This is a genomic window from Bacillota bacterium, from assembly GCA_040754675.1.
In the GTDB taxonomy this organism is placed as follows: Bacteria; Bacillota; Limnochordia; order Limnochordales; family Geochordaceae; genus Geochorda.
The window spans coordinates 1-16765 of record JBFMCJ010000033.1; the positions used below are offsets into that span (position 1 = coordinate 1).

A 16765-nucleotide genomic window follows, 5' to 3' on the forward strand; every position below is an offset into this window, starting at 1 on the left:
GCATAGCGGTGGCCGTCGCAGCACTGGTAGTGTTGGCCGTGGCGTCGGGTGTGGTGGCCGAGCGCTCGAAGGTGGTCTTCTGGACGAGCCACACGGGGGCCATCGAGCGTGCGGCCAATGAGAAGCTCGTCAAGGCGTTCAACGAGAGCCAGGACGTGTACGAGGTCGAAATCCAGGTGGTGCCCGGCGCAGAAACCGACATCGCAAGGCTCATGACGGCGGTCGCCGGGGGAACCGGGCCGGACGTCTACATGCTGGACCGCTTCACAGTGGCGCAGCGGGCGGCAGCCGGAGTGCTTACCGATCTCACGCCGTTCATCCAGCAAGAAGGCTGGAACGCCGAGGCCGACTACCTTCCCTACGCTTGGGCAGAGGTCGTCCACGAGGGCCGGGTCTGGGGACTGCCCTTCGACACCGATGCCCGCGCACTGTGGTACCGGAAGGATCACTTCATCCAGGCCGGCCTCGACCCCGAACGGCCTCCTGACACCATCCCGGCGCTGGATCAGGCTGTCGACAAGCTGACGCAGCGGCGAGGCGCCCGTATCGTCCGGCTCGGCCTGCTGCCGTGGGCGTTCCAGGGTTGGCACTACACGTGGGGTTGGGCCTTCGGCGGTGAGTTCTACGATGCGGAGGGGCGCAGGCTGACGGTCAACGAGCCGCGCATCGTGGAGTCCTTCGCCTGGCAGAAGAGCTACGCCGACAAGTACGGCATCCAGGCGCTGCAGAGCTTCTCGTCCGCGTTCGGGCAGGAGGCCCAGGATCCGTTCATCGCAGGCCAGCTCTCGATGGCGGTGGACGGCGACTGGCGAATCGCCATGATGCGGACGTTCGGGCCTGGCGTCAGCTACGGCATCGGGCGCATACCGACCAAGCCGGGCGTGGCGCCGGTGACGTGGGCGGGCGGCTGGAGCCTCGTGGTGCCCAAGGGCGCTCGCAACCCGCGTGGCGGCTATGCGTTCGCGCGTTTCATGGCCGGGCCCGAGGGGCAGCGGATCTACAGCATCGAGACCGCCCACATGCCGACTCACCTCGCGCTGCAGAACATGCCCGAACTGCGGGCCGACAAGGACCACGCCTTCTTCGTCGCGCTGCTCCCGACGGCCAAGTCGCGCCCGCCGCTCCCGGTGGGAGCGCTTTTGTGGGATGAGCTGACCGCAGCACGCGACTACGTCATCAACGGCCAGAAGACTCCCCAGCAGGCGCTTGACGACGTGATCAAGCGCGTGCAGCCAGAGCTGGACAAGTTCTTCAAGTAGGGTACCGGTTCCCGTCGAGGCGGCGGGGGCCGCCGAGCTGTTGGGGCGGCGGCCCCTGCCCTTTAAGCCGGTCAGGGCCGAACGGTGTTCCCCTGACTGCGGGGTGAGGGTCGGATGACTCAAGCGCGCCTCAAGGGGTTGGCGTTTGCGAGTCCATGGATCCTGGGGTTCTTGCTGTTCACCCTCTACCCGGTCGGCTCCGCGGTGTACTACAGCTTCACAGAGTTCACCGGCCTCGGGAAAGCGCGGTGGGTGGGCCTCTCCAACTACGTCCACATGCTGAAGCAGGACGAGGTCTTCTGGCTTTCCTTTTACAACACCATGTACTACCTCTCCCTGGCAGTCCCCATCGGCTTCGTCATCGGGTTGGGCCTGGCGTTGCTCCTCAACGCGAGGCTACGGGAGATCTCCTTCTACCGCACCGCCGTCTACTTGCCGTATATCATTCCTGCGTTCGCCGCTTCCTTCATCTGGCTGTGGGTACTCAACCCGCAGTTTGGGCTGCTCAATCTGCTCCTGGACAGGCTGGGCATCTTCGGCCCCGGGTGGATAGCGGACCCGCAGTGGTCCAAGCCGTCCATCGTGATGATGGCCCAGTGGGGGGCAGGAGGGTCGGCCATCATCTTCCTGGCGGCGCTTCAAGACGTTCCGCGTGACCTGTACGAAGCCGCCGAACTGGATGGGGCGACGCCGTGGCAGCGGTTCAGCCGGATCACCCTGCCCATGATCAGTCCCGTCGTGCTGTTTCACGTCATCATGGCGGTGTTCCAGGGATTCCAGGTGTTCACCCCGGCGTACATCATGACCAGCGGAGGGCCTGCCAACTCGACGCTCTTCTACGTCCTGTACCTCTACCGCAATGCCTTTCAATATGGCCGGATGGGCTACGCGTCGGCCATGGCGTGGGTGCTCTTCCTCGTCTCGCTGGTCACGGCCCTGGCCATCCTGCGCAGTTCGGCCCGCTGGGTCTACTACCAGGGAGAACAGAGGTGAGGGAGATGGCGGCTGGAGAGCAGCCCGGGTTCAACCTCACGGGCGCGCCCCGGCTAGGTACCCGCTCCGCGGCGGCCGCGACCAGGCGGCGCGTCCGGTGGGGAACGGCCCTTGGCGTGCGGTTGGCCCTGATCCTGGTCAGCCTGGGCTTCCTTCTGCCGTTTCTCTGGATGGTCACCACGTCGCTCAAGCCGACGGAGCTGGTGCTGGCCTACCCGCCCGTCTGGTGGCCGCCAGAGCCTAGATGGGACAATTACGTCAAGGCAGTGGAGGCTGTGCCGTTCTTCCGATACTTCCTCAACACCCTGGTTTACGGGTGCGCAAGCGCTCTCGGAGTGCTGGTGAGCTGTCCCCTGGTTGCCTACAGCCTCGCCAAGATTCGCTGGAGAGAGCGGGAGGCGCTCCTGATCCTCATCCTGGCCACCATGCTGGTGCCTTTCCCGGTCACCATGGTGCCGCTGTACGTCACGTTCGCGCGCCTGGGCTGGATCAACACCCTTCTCCCGCTGGTGGTGCCCGCTTTCCTTGGCAACGCCTTTTTCATCTTCCTGCTCCGGCAGTTCTTCATGACCATCCCCGAGGAGCTCTCCGACGCTGCCCGCATCGACGGCGCCTCGGAACTGCAGATCCTCTGCCGCGTGCTGCTGCCGCTGTCGAGGCCCGTGCTCGCGGTGGTGGCGCTGTTCCAGTTCCTCAATGCGTGGAACGACTTCCTGGGCCCTCTCATCTACCTGCAGGACGGGCGGAAGTTCACGCTGGCCGTCGGGCTGCAGATGTACCGGGGGACCAACTACGTGCAGTGGGACCTCCTCATGGCGGCTTCGACGCTGGTGGTGCTACCGACTCTCGCCCTCTTCTTCATGACCCAGAAGACCTTCATCGAAGGCATCACCCTGACGGGCCTCAAGGGATAGAGCGAGAGCTCGGGCGGGAAGGGCATTGGACCGCCGATGGAGTATCGGTATTTGGGCAGATCGGGCCTGAAGGTGAGTGAGCTGTGCCTGGGCACCATGACCTTCGGCAGGGAGGCGCCGGAAGAGGAGAGCCGCCGGATGCTGGACCGGTTCGCGGAGGCGGGCGGCAACTTCCTCGATACCGCCAACTTATACGGCCAGGGCGCCTCCGAGGAGATCGTGGGACGGTGGCTCAAGGGGAAGACCATCACCGCCTCTGGGCTTACAGGCCTTGAAGTCCGTCATCGCCCGGGGCGATGAGTTGCGCGATGCTGCTCACCACGTAGTCGGGACGCGCCCCGCCGGGTGCCTGCTCCCCCGATTTCCGGTCGGTCACGCCCGTCAGGACCAGCACCGACGCGATGCCTGCCTGGCGAGCCATGACGATGTCGGTCTCCAGGCGGTCGCCGACCAGGACGGCCCGTTCGGGTGGCACGCCCAACCTGGCAAGCGCCGCCTGAATCATGAGGGGCGACGGCTTGCCGGCCACCCACTCGGGCGTCTTGCCCGACGAGGCTTGCAGGGCCGCGATGACCGCACCGGCGTCGGGCACGTCTCCTTCCTCAACGGGGCAGGTGCGGTCGGGGTTGGTGGCGACCAACCGGGCGCCCTGCCGCAAGGCCAGATGGGCACGCTTGAGCTTCTCCCATGTCAGGGTCCGGTCAAAGGAGGCGACAACGACGTCGACTCGCAAGCCGGACGCCTCGGGATCGTCCACCACGGCCAGGCCGGCGCGGCGCAGTTCGGCCACCAGCGGGGGCTCCCCCAGCACGTAGACGTGCGCACCGGGATGGCGAGCCGCCAGTTCCCGGGCCAGAACCATGCTGGACGTGATCACGTCCTCGGAAGCCGTGGGAATGCCGAGGCGGGTGAGCTTGGCAGCGTAGGTGCCACGGGCGTGGAGCGGTTTGTTGGAGAGGAAGACGACCCGCCGGCCCGACCGGCGCAGAGTGGCGATGACCCTGTCCGCCCCGGGGATCAGCCCCTCCCCCCGGTACACCGTCCCGTCGAGGTCAAACACGTACCCCTCGAAGGCCCTCCAGGAGAACGGGCCTTCCGGCTTACTCCCGTAGTCCCCACCCTGCGAGCCTTTGTGTCTGGCCCCTCGGGTAACTTGCTGTTGCGACCGAGGGACCGCTGCGCCGCTCACCCCTGGTGCCGGTACACTTCCCACCCCAGGTACTTGCCCAGGGCCTCCTCGACGGCCGAGGCCGTCTCGCTCATGTTGATGCTGACGTGGTGCTCGAAGCCGTTCTCGCAGATGTGCCGGAGCAGCTTCTGGAAGTTGGGCACCCTCACGACGCCGTAGCCCCCGAAGGTCGAGAGGGGATCCCGGGTGAGTTCGCCCTGGCCCACGTACGCCCGGATGGCGCCGGCTCCGTCGTCCGTCGAGATGCGCAGGAACGTAAACGGCCCCGGCTTGATGCGGCCATAGATGGTGCCGTAGGAGTTCTCGGCGCCCACCGTGCCGGCGATGATCTCCTGGTAGTGCATGGTGGGTTCCTCGAAGATCTCCTTGGGAAGGTTGCTGCAGTGGAAGATGACGCCCCGGTCGGGATCGTCCCCGTAGTTGTTGTTCCAGTCGACGATGGCGCTCGGCCGCGCGGATGCCAGCTGCAGCACGTACATGGCGAGCGCTCCGGTCACGTCGGTTTCGCAGGCGCTCGGCAGCAGCGCGTTGGACATCATGCTCATGAGGGTGCAGGGCACGATGCCGAAGAACTCCTCAAGCGCCGTCCAGCACTGCACGGCGGTCGCCGCGAGGTGGTTTTCCTTCACCCATCGGTCGACCACCGCGCCGAACCTCGCCATCTTCTCAAGCGAGGCCTGCGGGACGCCCCGGGCCGGCACGTACTCCCGGATGGCCGCCAGCTTCTCCTCGACGGCGGGGTCGCCCGGCTTGAGGCGTTCGACCCGGCCCAGAATGTCGGACAGGTCAACCGTCACGACCGTGATGCCGTACCGCTCCAGGAGCTTTTCGCTGTAGCGCACCGTGTTGAACGCAGCCGGCCGGGCACCGATGGCGCCGAGCCGCGCACCCTGCAGACCCTTGACGATGCGCGCCACCGAAGCAAACCAGCGCAGATCCTCCCGGAAGGAGGGGTGGTCAGGGGCCACCGTGTGCCGGGTAGTCAGGGAGAAGGGGATCCCGTATTGCCGCAAGTTGTTGCAGACCGACATCTTGCCGCAGAAGGCGTCCCGGCGGAACTGGGCGCTCATCCTGCCGACCTCGTCGGGGAAGGCGTGCACCAGCACCGGAACGCGCAGGCCCGCCAGGCGCAGCGTGTCGGCCACGGCCCGTTCGTCGCCGAAATTGGGAAGGGTAACCAGGATCCCGTCGATCCGGTCCGCGTTGGAGCGGAAGAATTCGGCGTACTGGCGCGCCTCCGAGAAGCTCTCGACAGCCCCGTAGCGCGTCGCCTGGGCCGGAAGGATGACAGGTTCGATCCCTTCCGCTTGCAGAGCCTGCAGGACCTGCTCCCTGCCCGCCTCGCACAGATGACCCGGGAAAAAGCCGCGGTTACCGACGATCACACCCAGCGTTGCCTTGGTGTTCGCCACGTCCTCCGTCCCCTTTCCGCACGCCTTGAGCCGCGCTCAACGAGCTTCGCCGGCCGCACTGCGGCAGCGTGCCCGAATCGCCTTCAAGCGCTTCATCACGTCGTTTTGTCCTCGGCCGAAGTAGTCGTGCAGCGCCCGGTACTCCTGGTACAGCTGCCCGTACACCTCGTGGGCCGCCCGATCCGGCCGGTACACCTCGTCCTTCACTCCTGCCATGCGGGCGGCGGCTTCCACGATGTCGTCGTACCCGCCCCGGGCCTTTCCGGCGGCCACCGCCGCGAACATCGCGGAGCCGAGAGCGGATGTGTTGGCCGAGCGCGCAACCCGAAACTCCCGTCCCGTCACGTCCGCGTAAATCTGCATGAGCAGCCGGTTTCGCTCGGGCAGCCCGCCGCAGGCGAAGACCTCCTCGATCGGGACCCCCTGGCTTTCGAACGCGTCCATGATCACCCGCGTCCCGAAGGCCGTCGCTTCGATAAGCGCGCGGTAGATCTCCTCCGCCCGGGTCGCCAGGTTCATGCCGACCATGAGCCCGGTCAGGTCGACGTCCACCAGCACCGACCGGTTGCCGTTCCACCAGTCGAGGGCGAGCAGCCCGCTCTCCCCCGGCCGAAGGGGTGCGGCCTTCGCTTCCAGCAGCTCGTGCAGGCCCACGTCGCGCCGGCGCGCCTCGTCGTGGTAGTCCGGAGGCACCCCGTGTTCGACGAACCAGGCGAAGATGTCGCCCACCGCGCTCTGGCCCGCCTCGTACCCGAAGAAGCCCGGCACGATGCCGTCTTCGACGACGCCGCACATGCCCTCGACCATGTGCTCCTCCGTGCCGAGCACCATGTGGCAGATGGAGGTCCCCATCACCATGACCATCTTGTGGGGGCTGACCACCGTGGCCGCCGGCACGGCCACGTGCGCATCCACGTTGCCCACCGCGACCGGGGTGCCGGGCAAAAGCCCGAGACGTTGAGCCAGGTCGGCGCGCAGGGTGCCCGCCAGGGATCCCTGCGGCAGGATGCGCCTCGACATCTTCCGGTCGACCACATCCGCCAGCCGCGGGTCGAGGGCGGCGAAGAAATCCCGGGAGGGGAAGCCCTCGCGCTTGTGCCAGATGGCCTTGTAGCCTGCCGTCGTCGAGTTGCGGGTCTCCTGTCCCGTGAGGTACCAGATGATCCAGTCCGCCGCCTCGATCAGCCGGTCGGCAGCTTCGTAGACGTGGGGTGCCTCCTCCAGGATCTGCCATACCTTCGGGAAGAACCATTCCGACGAGATCTTCCCGCCGTACCGGGGCAGGAAGGCCTCCCCGCGCTGGCGGGCGATGTGGTTGAGGCGGTTGGCGTGGTCCTGGGCCGCGTGGTGCTTCCAGAGTTTCACCCAGGCGTGGGGTTGGTCGCGAAACTCCGGGAGCAAGCACAGCGGGGTGCCGTCGGCTTTCACCGGCAGCATCGTGCACGAAGTAAAGTCGGTGCCGATCCCGATGACCTGGCCAGGGGCGACGCCGGCCAGGCGCAGGAGCTCCGGGATGGTCTTCTCCACAGTCCGGATGTAGTCGGCCGGATCCTGTAAGGCAAAGTCCGGGGGCAGGGTGCGCGAACTGCCCGGCAACGCCTGGTCGATGACCCCGTTGGCGTACTCGTAGACGGCAGTGGCGGCCTCCTCCCCCGTTTCGACATCTACCAGCACAGCCCTGCCTGACAACGTCCCGAAGTCGATCCCGATGGTGTAACGTGCCTGCGCCGATCGTGCCATGCGTACAACCTCCCTGCCGGGCACGGCCCCCTCGCGAGGCCCGCTCTACGCCGATTCCCGTATGACCACCTGGGGCGAAAGAACCGCCACGCCCACCCTCTCCGCAGGGGCGGCGGATCCGCCCATCATCCCCATCAACATCCGGGCCGCAACCTGCCCGAGGCGCGTCTTGGCAATGTGGACCGTCGACAGGGCCGGCTCCACGATGGCCGACAGGTCGATGTCGTCATAGCCCATCACCGCCACGTCTTTGGGGATGGAAAGCCGCGCCTGGCGCAGGGCCCGGATGGCTCCGAAACTGACGTAGTCGCTGAAGCAAAAGACGGCCGTGAAGCGCAGCCCTCCGGCCAGCGCCTGCTGGATGGCCGCATACCCGCCCGTCGACCGGGCATCCGTGGAGATCACCAGCGAGGGCCGGAACGGGATCTCCGCCTCCTCGAGGGCGTCGCGATATCCGGCGAGGCGCAGCCGGGCGCTGGAGTTGTACGGAGGGCCGTTGAGGTAGAGGATGTCCCGGTGTCCGCGCTGCACGAGATGGCGGACGGCCAGCCGGGCTCCCTCCCGGTCGTCGTTGACCACGGCCGGCACGTCGAGACCTTCGAAGAAGCGGGCAAGCAGCACGAAGGGAACGTGCCGCTGCATGAGGTAGCGGATGGCGTCGTCCGAACTCTGGGTCGGCGCGATGAGAATCCCGTCGACCTGGCGCTCGACCAGCGTGCGCACCGCCTGCTGCTCCCGATCCTGCTTCTCCTCGGTGTTGGCCAGAATGATGCTGTAGCCCTCCTGGGAGGCGGTCCGCTCGATCCCTTCCACCACCTCGGCGAAGAAGGGGTTGGCCAGGTCGGCCACCACGACCCCGATGGTGGCGGTCCGCTGCTGGCGCAACCCCCGCGCCAGCTGGTTGGGTCGGTAGTCGAGCCGGGCGGCGACCGACTGGACCAGGGCCCGGGTGGCGTCGCTTACGTCCGGCTTTCCGTTGAGCGCCCGGGAGACCGTGTTGATGGAGACGCCGGCCTCCCGAGCGATGTCCCGCAGCGTAACCGGGCGTTGGCCGTGACCGTTGCCTGACTCCACAAGATCGCCCTCCCCATCAGAAACGTTACCGGGCTCGGCGTCCGATTCCTGCCGGAGCCGGTTCGGTCCCGACAGAACAGGCGGGCTTTCATCCACGCACGTGCTCCACCCCGGGCGTACTCCCCGTCGAACAGGACAGCCGGCGGATTGCAGCGAATTGACGATAACGTTGGCGGACCAAGGCAGCCTGCGTCGCATACGAAGAAGAGGAGGGCTTGGATGCTCGAAGAGCTGCGTCAGGTCGTGTGGGAGGTCAACCTGGAACTCCCCCGCCAGCGCTTGGTGACCATGACCAGCGGCAACGCCTCGGGGAGGGACTTCACGACGGGGCTCGTCGTGATCAAGCCCAGCGGCGTGCGCTACGAACGCCTGCGGCCCGAGGATCTGGTGGTGGTGGACCTCGACGGCCGAGTTGTCGAGGGGAGCATGCGGCCATCGGTCGACACGACCGCCCACCTTTACATCTACCGCTCCCGTCCCGACGTGGGGGGCGTCGTGCACACCCACTCCCCCTACGCCACGAGCTTCGCAGCGCTCGGGCAGCCGATCCCGGCGGTGCTCACGGCCATTGCCGACGAGTTCGGGGGGCCGGTGCCGTGCGCCCCGTACGCTCCCGTCGGCGGCGAGGCGATCGGGAAGGTGGTCGTAGAGCACATCGGCCGCTCGCCGGCGGTGCTCCTGGCACACCACGGCGTCTTCACCATCGGGCCCGACCCCTGGGCGGCGCTGAAGGCGGCGGTAATGGTGGAGGACGTGGCCATGACGGTGCACCTGGCCATGGTAAGGGGTAATCCACGGCCCCTTCCACCCGAGGAAGTGGCGCGGGCCCACGCCGCCTATCGCCACAAGTACGGCCAGCTGAACGGCCCCGAAGCGGCGCCGGGCCAGCACTAGGGGGGTCCGGCACATGGGGCGTGACGACGGCGAGATGCGCAAGGACGACCCCGAGTTGACGAGCAGCCTGGCCCGGCTTCTCTCCGGGGAAGGGAGCGGGCCCATCGAGCTCGAGTGCCCGTGCGGCCGGCGCCATGTCGTGCCCATCGAGGCGCTCGTCAACCGGGCCGGAGCCCTCGAACAGGTGGCGGGCTTCCTGGAGCGCCGGGGCGTACGGCAGGTGTGGGTCATCGCCGACGAAAACACCGACGCGGCCGCCGGGAGCCGGCTCCGCCAGTTGCTCGTCAGGGCCGGCGTCCGGGTCGCCTCCTCCGTCCTGCCGGCAGTGCCTGCGGTCCATCCGGATGAGAAGGCCCTCGGGCGTCTCGCCTTCGACCTGCGCTCCAACGCCAGTTTCATCGTGGCGGCGGGTGCGGGCACCATCACGGACCTCGCCCGCTTTTTCGCTTCTCGCCTGGGCCGGCCGTTCATCGCGGTGCCGACCGCCCCAAGCGTCGACGGGTTTACGTCGTCGGTCGCCGCGATGGTGGCGGGCGGTGTTCGCGCCTCGTATCCTGCCGTGCCGCCCGTCGCCGTGTTCGCTGACCCGGAGGTGTACGCGGCAGCCCCTCGGCGGCTCATCGCGTCGGGTTGGGCGGAGCTCGCCGGCAAGTGGACGGCGCTGGCCGACTGGGCCCTTGCGGCCGTGCTCAACGGCGAGTACCGCTGCAGCCTGGCCACCAAGTTGACCGAAGAGGCTGCCGCGCTCATTCGTGAGCGGCGTGATGGCTCTCCGAGCACTGCGGCCCAAAACGACTCGCCTTGCCCCGCCTGGCACGAGCCGGGCCGGGTGCAGCGGCTCATGGATGGGCTGTTGAAGGTAGGCGTGGCCATGCTCATGGTGGGGAGCTCCCGGCCGGCCTCCGGGGCTGAGCACCACCTCGCCCACTACTGGGAGATGCGAGCTCTGGCCGAAGGAGCGGTCGAACCGTCCCTACACGGCGAGCGGGTGGGGGTTGCGAGCGTAGAGGTCTTGCGGCTGTATCACCGCCTGCTGGCCAGCGACCCCGGCGCCTGGCCCGGGCCCGTCTCGCCAAGCCCGCAGGAGCACGAAGGAGCCGTGCGCCGGCGCTTCGGGCGGCTGGCCGACCGGCTTGTGGCGGAGCAGCGGACGTGGCCGGACGGGCCCTGGCGGCTGTTCGGGCGCAGCCGAGCGGAACTGTCGCGGCGCCGGCACTTCATCCGCAGCCGGTGGGAGACGATCGTGCGCACCGTAGGGCCATACCTGCCCGAGCCCGAGAACGTTGCCGAGCACCTGGCGCAGGCCGGCGCTCCTGCCTCCGTAGTAGCCCTTCCCGAAGTGGCGCAGCCGGTCGAAGCCTGCCTTGTCGCCGCCCGCGAGCTGAGGCCGCGGTATACCGTCCTGTCGCTTGCCACCGAGGCGGGGATGCTGGCCTGCTGACCGTGCGCCGGACCCGTCCCTTCCCGGCAGGAACCCTGTGGGGGACGTCGTACACCAGAACCGTGCGAAAGCGGTAACGTTCCTGAGACCCTGGGGAGAGGGGTGGGGATCGTGCCGGCTTATCGAGTGCGTTACGTGCGGGGCGTGGCGCTGGCAGTGGTGGCGCTGGCGTTGTGCGCGGCGGCAGGAGTGGCCCTGGCGGGTGCTCCGTCCCGGGTGGCGGGGACCATCAACGTGTGGGTCGTACCCGAAGGTGCTGATGCCATGCATGATCTGGCCCAGGCCTTCATGCGGGACTACCCATCGGTGCGCGTGCAGGTGACACCGCTTTCCTGGGAAATCCTGTACGCCCGCATCCTCCAGGACGTGTCGGCAGGCACCGGGGCGTTCGACGTTGCCACGTGGGACGTGATGACGGCGGGCTCCGTTGCGCGAGGCATGCTCGACCTCGAGCAGTTCGGACGGCAGAACCCTGACCTGATCCTGCCCGGGCACGACCCGTCGGACTTCGACCCGGTGGCGTGGAGGACGGCCGGATTGTGGGAGGGCAAGAACATCGGGTTCCCGTTCTACCTCAACACGATGTTTCTTTACTACCGCAAAGATCTCTTCAACGACCCCAACCTGAAGAGCCAGTTCCGCCAGAAGTACGGGTACGAGCTGGTGGTGCCCGATACGTGGGGGAAGGCCCGGGATGTCTCTGAGTTCTTCACCCGGCGCAACAACCCTTCGTCGCCGACCGAGTACGGCATCGCCCTGATGTTCCCGCGCACCCATACCACCTTTTACGAGTTCCTGCTCTTCTTCGGCCCCTACCGGCGCAGCGACGCAGGCATGAAGAAGTTCGGGCCGATCAGCTTCGAGTACGGCGACTACTTCACGGGTGACCTCAAACCCGCGTTCGACTCGCCCGAGGGCGTGGCGGCCATCAACACCATCAAGTCGCTGCTGCCTTTCAGCCCGGACCCGCTGGGCTCGGACTACGGGGAGACCATCGAGTACTTCGCCCGCGGCTTGGTGGCGATGGTGCCGCAGTGGGGCGCCGCGTGGGCGTCCTTCAAGGCGGCCGAGGCGCTGCAGCCGGCTGACCAGCGCGTCGGCGTCGCCCTGATCCCCGGCGGGCACTCGGTGAGCGGCAACTGGGGCCTGGGGGTCAACGCGTCGAGCCGCAACCAGCCCGCCGCCTTCCTCTTCGCGCAGTACGCCACGTCGAAAGTGGCGGACAAGGGCAAGTTCCTCAAGTTCGGGCTCTTGCCGACCCGCACCAGCACGCTCAACGACCCGCAGGTGAAGGCGGCTGACCCGCGGATGGCGGTGCTCGGCCAGATCGTCGCCACCCAGACCCACCGGCCGAGAATCCCCGAGGAGCCCCGGTTGGAGGACGTGGCCGTGGGCACGTTTACAGAGATCCTCCTGGGCTCCGTCGCTCCTGAACAGGGCTTGCGGCAGCTGGCTCAGGAGTGGACGAAGATACTTGGCCGGTAAACCGCCCGCCAGTGCCATCGGTCTCGGGAGGGGCTCGGGGCAGCCGACGCCCCTCCCCGAGGCTCGCCGGCCGGGCGTCACCACGACTCTGGCCAGGCGGCAGTCGCGCACCGCGTGGTTGATGGTGGCCCCGCTCGTGCTGTATCTGGCCGCGCTGACGCTGTACCCGTTCGGGTACATGCTGGTCATGTCGCTGTTCCGCTACGACCTGGCTTCGTGGGAGCCCCCCAGCTTCCTCGGCCTGGGTAACTACCAAGCAGCGTTCGCTGACCGGACGGCGGCTGTCTCGTGGCGTTTCACGGCCGTGCTGGCCGCGGCCGCCGTATCCATCGAGCTTCTGCTGGGGTTTTTGCTTGCCGTGCTGATTCTCGACGCCAGGGGCGAGCGCTGGATACGCAGCGCGCTCCTCGTGCCCATGGCGGTGCCGCCAGTCGTGGCCGGCGTTGCCTGGAAGATGCTGTTCAACTATCAGTACGGGCCAGTCAACTGGGTGCTGAGTCTCTTCGGGGTTTCTCGGGTGTCGTGGTTGGGCGACCCGTTTTGGGCGGGCGTCGGGATCATCGTCGCCGACGTCTGGCAGTGGACGCCTTTCGTCTTCCTCGTCCTGTACGCCGGGCTCCAATCGGTGCCCGACGAGCTGATCGAAGCGGCCAGGGTCGACGGGGCTTCGACGGGGCAGCTCCTGTGGCAGGTGCGGCTTCCCCTGCTACGGCCGCTCTTGTGGGTTGTCCTCATTCTGCGGCTCATTGACGTGGTAAAGCTCTTCGACATCATCTACATGGTGACCTTTGGTGGCCCCGGTTCGGCGACCCACTCCATCAGCTACTACATCTACAAAGTCGGGCTCAGCTACGGGTGGGACGTGGGGTATGCGTCGGCTTTGAGCCTGCTGCTGCTGGCGGTGGTGTCGCTCCTGGTCAACCTGCTCATCCGGGGCCTGCGGCTGAGGGAGCTCCTGGGATTCTGACCCGGCCGGTGAGGGGATGGCGTCGTGGACAGGGTGTGGACGGCGTTACGGTATGCGGCGATCGCGCTGGCCCTCGTCTTTTTCCTCTTCCCGGCTTACTGGATCGCCATCACCGCTTTCAAGGTGAGCGCCGAGTGGTTCACGTGGCCCCCCATCGTCTTCCCAACCCGGCTGACCCTGGGCAACTTCCTCGGGACCGAGGGGGGCTTTTCCGGAAGCCTTGCCACCGCCATCGGGGGCATCGTGCCGTACCTTCGCAACAGCGCCGTGGTGGCGCTTGGCACGGCCGCCTCGTCGACGCTTCTCGGCAGCCTCGCGGCGTACGCGCTCTCCCGGTTCAAAGTAGGGGGCATGAGCCTGGCCTCCTGGATCATTTCGGTGCGGATGCTGCCTCCGATCGCCGCGGCGCTGCCCGTGTACGCAATCTTCCTCAAACTGCAGCTGCTCAACACGGTCTGGGCCGTGATGATGGCGCACCTGATTTTCACCGCTCCCTTTGCGACCTGGATCCTGCTGAGCTTCTTCAACGAAATCCCGCGGGAGCTCGACGAGGCAGCGTGGGTGGACGGGGCTTCGCCGTGGACGGTCTTCCTGCGGGTGGTGCTGCCCTTGTCGGCGCCCGGCCTGGCGGCGGTGGCGTCTCTCTCGTTCATCCAGAGCTGGGGAGAGTTCCTCATGGCGCTGGTGTTGACCAGCTCCTCCGACGCCCAGACGCTGCCGCTGTTCCTGGGGCGCTACATCACGGGCTGGCGCATCGCCTGGGGCCCCCTGGCAGGCGCCGGGCTTGTGACCATGGTGCCGGTCGTGGCCTTCTCGCTGGTGATGCAGCGGTACCTGATCCGCGGCCTGACATTTGGCGCTGTGAAGTACTGAGCCCGGTTGCAGCCCGGCCGCGGCGTACGCTGAACACGCTTCGAGAGATTCCGCTGACCCCGGTGCGACCCCGCTGCTGCGTTCGCCTAGGTTCAGTCTCGCCAGATCATCCTGGCCCGGGTGTAGGCATGGGAATACCCCCTTGGTTGGCTTGAGCCTTATACGAGCAAAGCAACGAGTGTGGCCAGCAGCGCCACGGATGTATACGTCGAGAATTCCTACTCCACTTTTTCGATCTTGAAGGCGACGTCCAGCTCAAACTCAGGCAGCCGCACCTCGAGGCTCCTTCCCTCCGCCTTGACCAATCCTCCTGGCCCGATCTCACCGGTGCGGGTGCGGTAGACAGTCACGCGGTATCGACCGTCTGAAGAGACGGGAACCGTGATGACGGCACCCGCTATCGGGGCGCTTTCCCCGTTGGGGATCGGCTCTCGCCGTTGGAGCACCCAGAACATCCCTTCCCGATCACCCAAGCTTCCCATGACAACCAAGTCATCCCGGTTGGCTTCGCTCTCCGTGATGCTAACGGTTCTGGGATTGTACGTCGCAAGGTCGAAGAGGAGCGCAAACTTCCGCAGCCGGCCGATATCGTCCAGCATCTCGTCGGTAAGCCTGTAACCCAGGGGTGTGTCGGGACGGAAGCCCCAACGGGTCGGCACGCCGGCAGCACCAGCCACGAAGTTGGCCCAAATGATGTTGTGGAAGTACAACTCGTCCACGATCGCACTGGGGAGACCGTCCACGATATAAAACTGATCCAGCGGCAACTGCGCCTTAATCGGCCCGTGCTCACTGTCGAAGTATGGCTTCGGAGCCGATAGCTTCGCGAGTACCGCCTCTGCAGTGAAATTGGCCTCAAGCGCCGGCATGAAGACATCCGTCTTAATTACGCCATCGAGCTCCACCTGGGGGTTCGCGATCGTCCCCCAGTACATATGGGTGGTGACGAAGTCCAGTCGTGGATTGTTAAGGATCGTTTCGCGGTGGCCTTTGGCTTCGTAGTTGCCGGTCGAGACGGTGACCAGATGGGGCTTCCCCCAGCGCCGGACGGTATAGGCGCGCACATGGTCGGCCATCTCGTCAATCCATTCGCCGAGGTAGACGGATGCCCCCGGCCAGGCATCCGCTTCGTTCATCAGGTCCAGGGCAAAAAAGGAGTCCCTCTGTCCCCACCGATCGATGACGTACTCAGAGTCCCGCTTCTGCGCCTGTTTGACGCGGGGGTCGGTAAACCAGCGTTCGTCCGGATATTCACTGGCTGGCCCTCCCTGCCAGCTCGAATACGGGTAGTAGCGCCAATTGCGCCTCGCCTGGTCCGTATGGTAGAGGCTGACCAGAATTTTAAAACCGTACTTGTCGGCCCAGTCGAACAGCTGATCCCAGTGGGCCACCACATCAGGATTGTAGACCCCGACAGGATCCTGGAACAAAGCCCATCTGAGGTTGCTCTCCAGGATGTAGGCCTCCTCCAGGAAAATGCGAATCATTGTTATGCCGCGCTCCGCGAGGGCACGAGCGAATGCCTCCGCTTTCTCCGGTTCGTAGTTCCACCAGCTGCCCCACTTGCCGGCAGGATCCCAGGCGGCATTGAAGTCCGGCTCCACAATCTGGTGGTGAAAACCGGCAGGCACGTAGGGCGTGCCATCCTCGAGAGCAAAATACCGTCCTGACGGCCCTACCTGGACAAAGTTGGTCCGATATCCCGGTCGCATCTGCACATCAACGCGCAGGCGCTGCTCGTCGGCGGTCACTTTGACGTCCCTTACCTGGACAGGATGGTATCCCTTTGCTCGGACCTCCAGCGTATATGTCCCGGGCTCGACGGGGACGCCAAAGTTGGGCCCGTCAGGTCGATCGTTATTAACGATGGCATATCGCCCGTCTTCGCTGCTCACAGCCTGAAGTGCCGACCCTCTGAGGATCACGACCGCACCGGAGATCGGTGCACTCGTCACCGCGTCCGTAACCCTACCAGTGATATCCGCCGCCAACACAGCCACTGTCGAGATACAGAGAGCTGAGGCCCCAGCGGCGGTGACGGCTATTTTTCTGGCTAATGCGGCACGAGACAACTTCAGCTTGTGCATCCAGCTCATACTCCACCCTCCCATCACTTCCGTCCACTCGAGTACAAGCGTGACCTTAACGGCCACGACGCCGAAGAAACGACAGCCCGCACTCGCCGCGAGGCTGCTGTCCAGAACCTCACGAGATCAGTGAGAAGTCTCACCGTCTCCGGTTCACTTGTAACGGGGTACCTTGATCAGCCAACCACTGTTCAAGAGAAAACCTGACGGCCTCGGGCTCCCGACCGGCATCTTCGCTGGGATTGGAGAGCAGGATGTTGTAGCCATCACTGGTGAAGGCACATCCTCCGCCACACCGGACGCTTCAACTGGATAGCGTCCCCGCAAGTGGTGTAAATTGGGTTCCCGCTTGACTGCCACCCGTTACGCCGCGATATCAGGCAACTGTGGCATTCCCTCGCTTTCACCCCCCGTCGTTCTTTGCCGGGCAGCATAGA

General features: G+C 66.2%; 13 protein-coding genes and 1 pseudogene. 9 read left to right on the forward strand and 5 right to left on the reverse strand.

Translation table 11 applies throughout. The features are described 5' to 3' along the window. The 4 genes and pseudogenes from AB1609_03550 to AB1609_03565 all read left to right on the forward strand — a co-directional run. The coding region (locus AB1609_03550) for an ABC transporter substrate-binding protein (protein MEW6045542.1) at positions 1–1259 on the forward strand (1259 nt) is incomplete at its 5' end. Between the two features lie 114 nt (positions 1260–1373). Continuing rightward, positions 1374–2252: a sugar ABC transporter permease gene (locus tag AB1609_03555; GenBank protein ID MEW6045543.1), complete on the forward strand. Its 879-nt coding sequence runs from the start codon at positions 1374–1376 to the stop codon at positions 2250–2252. A 5-nt stretch (positions 2253–2257) separates the two neighbouring features. Then, a complete protein-coding gene (locus AB1609_03560) occupies positions 2258–3166 on the forward strand; it encodes a carbohydrate ABC transporter permease (protein ID MEW6045544.1) in 909 nt (302 codons plus the stop codon). A 36-nt stretch (positions 3167–3202) separates the two neighbouring features. Then, positions 3203–3406, forward strand: a pseudogene (locus AB1609_03565) (aldo/keto reductase). A 22-nt stretch (positions 3407–3428) separates the two neighbouring features. Here the strand turns inward: AB1609_03565 and AB1609_03570 are convergent. The 4 genes from AB1609_03570 to AB1609_03585 form a co-directional block, all read right to left on the reverse strand. Next, complete coding sequence (locus AB1609_03570; protein ID MEW6045545.1) at positions 3429–4226, reverse strand: HAD-IIA family hydrolase; 798 nt, start codon at positions 4224–4226, stop codon at positions 3429–3431. 125 nt (positions 4227–4351) lie between these two features. Beyond that, positions 4352–5767, reverse strand: coding sequence for an L-fucose/L-arabinose isomerase family protein (locus AB1609_03575; protein ID MEW6045546.1), 1416 nt, complete (start codon positions 5765–5767; stop codon positions 4352–4354). Between the two features lie 36 nt (positions 5768–5803). Further along, positions 5804–7507, reverse strand: coding sequence for a ribulokinase (locus AB1609_03580; GenBank protein MEW6045547.1), 1704 nt, complete (start codon positions 7505–7507; stop codon positions 5804–5806). 45 nt (positions 7508–7552) lie between these two features. Further along, positions 7553–8581, reverse strand: coding sequence for a LacI family DNA-binding transcriptional regulator (locus AB1609_03585; GenBank protein ID MEW6045548.1), 1029 nt, complete (start codon positions 8579–8581; stop codon positions 7553–7555). Positions 8582–8800: 219 nt separating this feature from the next. Between AB1609_03585 and AB1609_03590 the strand changes: the two genes are divergently transcribed. The 5 genes from AB1609_03590 (at position 8801) to AB1609_03610 (ending at position 14241) form a co-directional block, all read left to right on the forward strand. Then, positions 8801–9475 carry an L-ribulose-5-phosphate 4-epimerase gene (locus tag AB1609_03590; protein MEW6045549.1) on the forward strand — a complete coding sequence of 225 codons (675 nt, stop codon included), beginning with the start codon at positions 8801–8803 and terminating at the stop codon, positions 9473–9475. A 13-nt stretch (positions 9476–9488) separates the two neighbouring features. Further along, positions 9489–10916, forward strand: coding sequence for a sn-glycerol-1-phosphate dehydrogenase (locus AB1609_03595; protein ID MEW6045550.1), 1428 nt, complete (start codon positions 9489–9491; stop codon positions 10914–10916). A 111-nt stretch (positions 10917–11027) separates the two neighbouring features. Beyond that, the gene (locus AB1609_03600) at positions 11028–12401 is read left to right on the forward strand and encodes a sugar ABC transporter substrate-binding protein (GenBank protein ID MEW6045551.1); all 1374 of its coding nucleotides are present in this window, start codon (positions 11028–11030) and stop codon (positions 12399–12401) included. Beyond that, complete coding sequence (locus AB1609_03605) at positions 12391–13368, forward strand: sugar ABC transporter permease (GenBank protein MEW6045552.1); 978 nt, start codon at positions 12391–12393, stop codon at positions 13366–13368. The genes AB1609_03600 and AB1609_03605 overlap by 11 nt, the downstream gene beginning before the upstream one ends. Before the next feature lie 24 nt (positions 13369–13392). Beyond that, positions 13393–14241: a carbohydrate ABC transporter permease gene (locus AB1609_03610; GenBank protein MEW6045553.1), complete on the forward strand. Its 849-nt coding sequence runs from the start codon at positions 13393–13395 to the stop codon at positions 14239–14241. A gap of 218 nt (positions 14242–14459) precedes the next feature. Here the strand turns inward: AB1609_03610 and AB1609_03615 are convergent, their stop codons facing one another. Beyond that, positions 14460–16337: a carboxypeptidase-like regulatory domain-containing protein gene (locus AB1609_03615; GenBank protein ID MEW6045554.1), complete on the reverse strand. Its 1878-nt coding sequence runs from the start codon at positions 16335–16337 to the stop codon at positions 14460–14462. Between the last annotated feature and the right edge of the window lie 428 nt (positions 16338–16765).

Bases quoted from the DNA above. Each gene is read 5' to 3' on its own strand.
- AB1609_03595 (MEW6045550.1), top strand. From the start codon at position 9,489: ATGGGGCGTGACGACGGCGAGATGCGCAAGGACGACCCCGAGTTGACG.
- AB1609_03615 (MEW6045554.1), bottom strand. From the start codon at position 16,337: ATGAGCTGGATGCACAAGCTGAAGTTGTCTCGTGCCGCATTAGCCAGA.
- AB1609_03560 (MEW6045544.1), top strand. From the start codon at position 2,258: ATGGCGGCTGGAGAGCAGCCCGGGTTCAACCTCACGGGCGCGCCCCGG.
- AB1609_03555 (MEW6045543.1), top strand. From the start codon at position 1,374: ATGACTCAAGCGCGCCTCAAGGGGTTGGCGTTTGCGAGTCCATGGATC.
- AB1609_03580 (MEW6045547.1), bottom strand. From the start codon at position 7,507: ATGGCACGATCGGCGCAGGCACGTTACACCATCGGGATCGACTTCGGG.
- AB1609_03590 (MEW6045549.1), top strand. From the start codon at position 8,801: ATGCTCGAAGAGCTGCGTCAGGTCGTGTGGGAGGTCAACCTGGAACTC.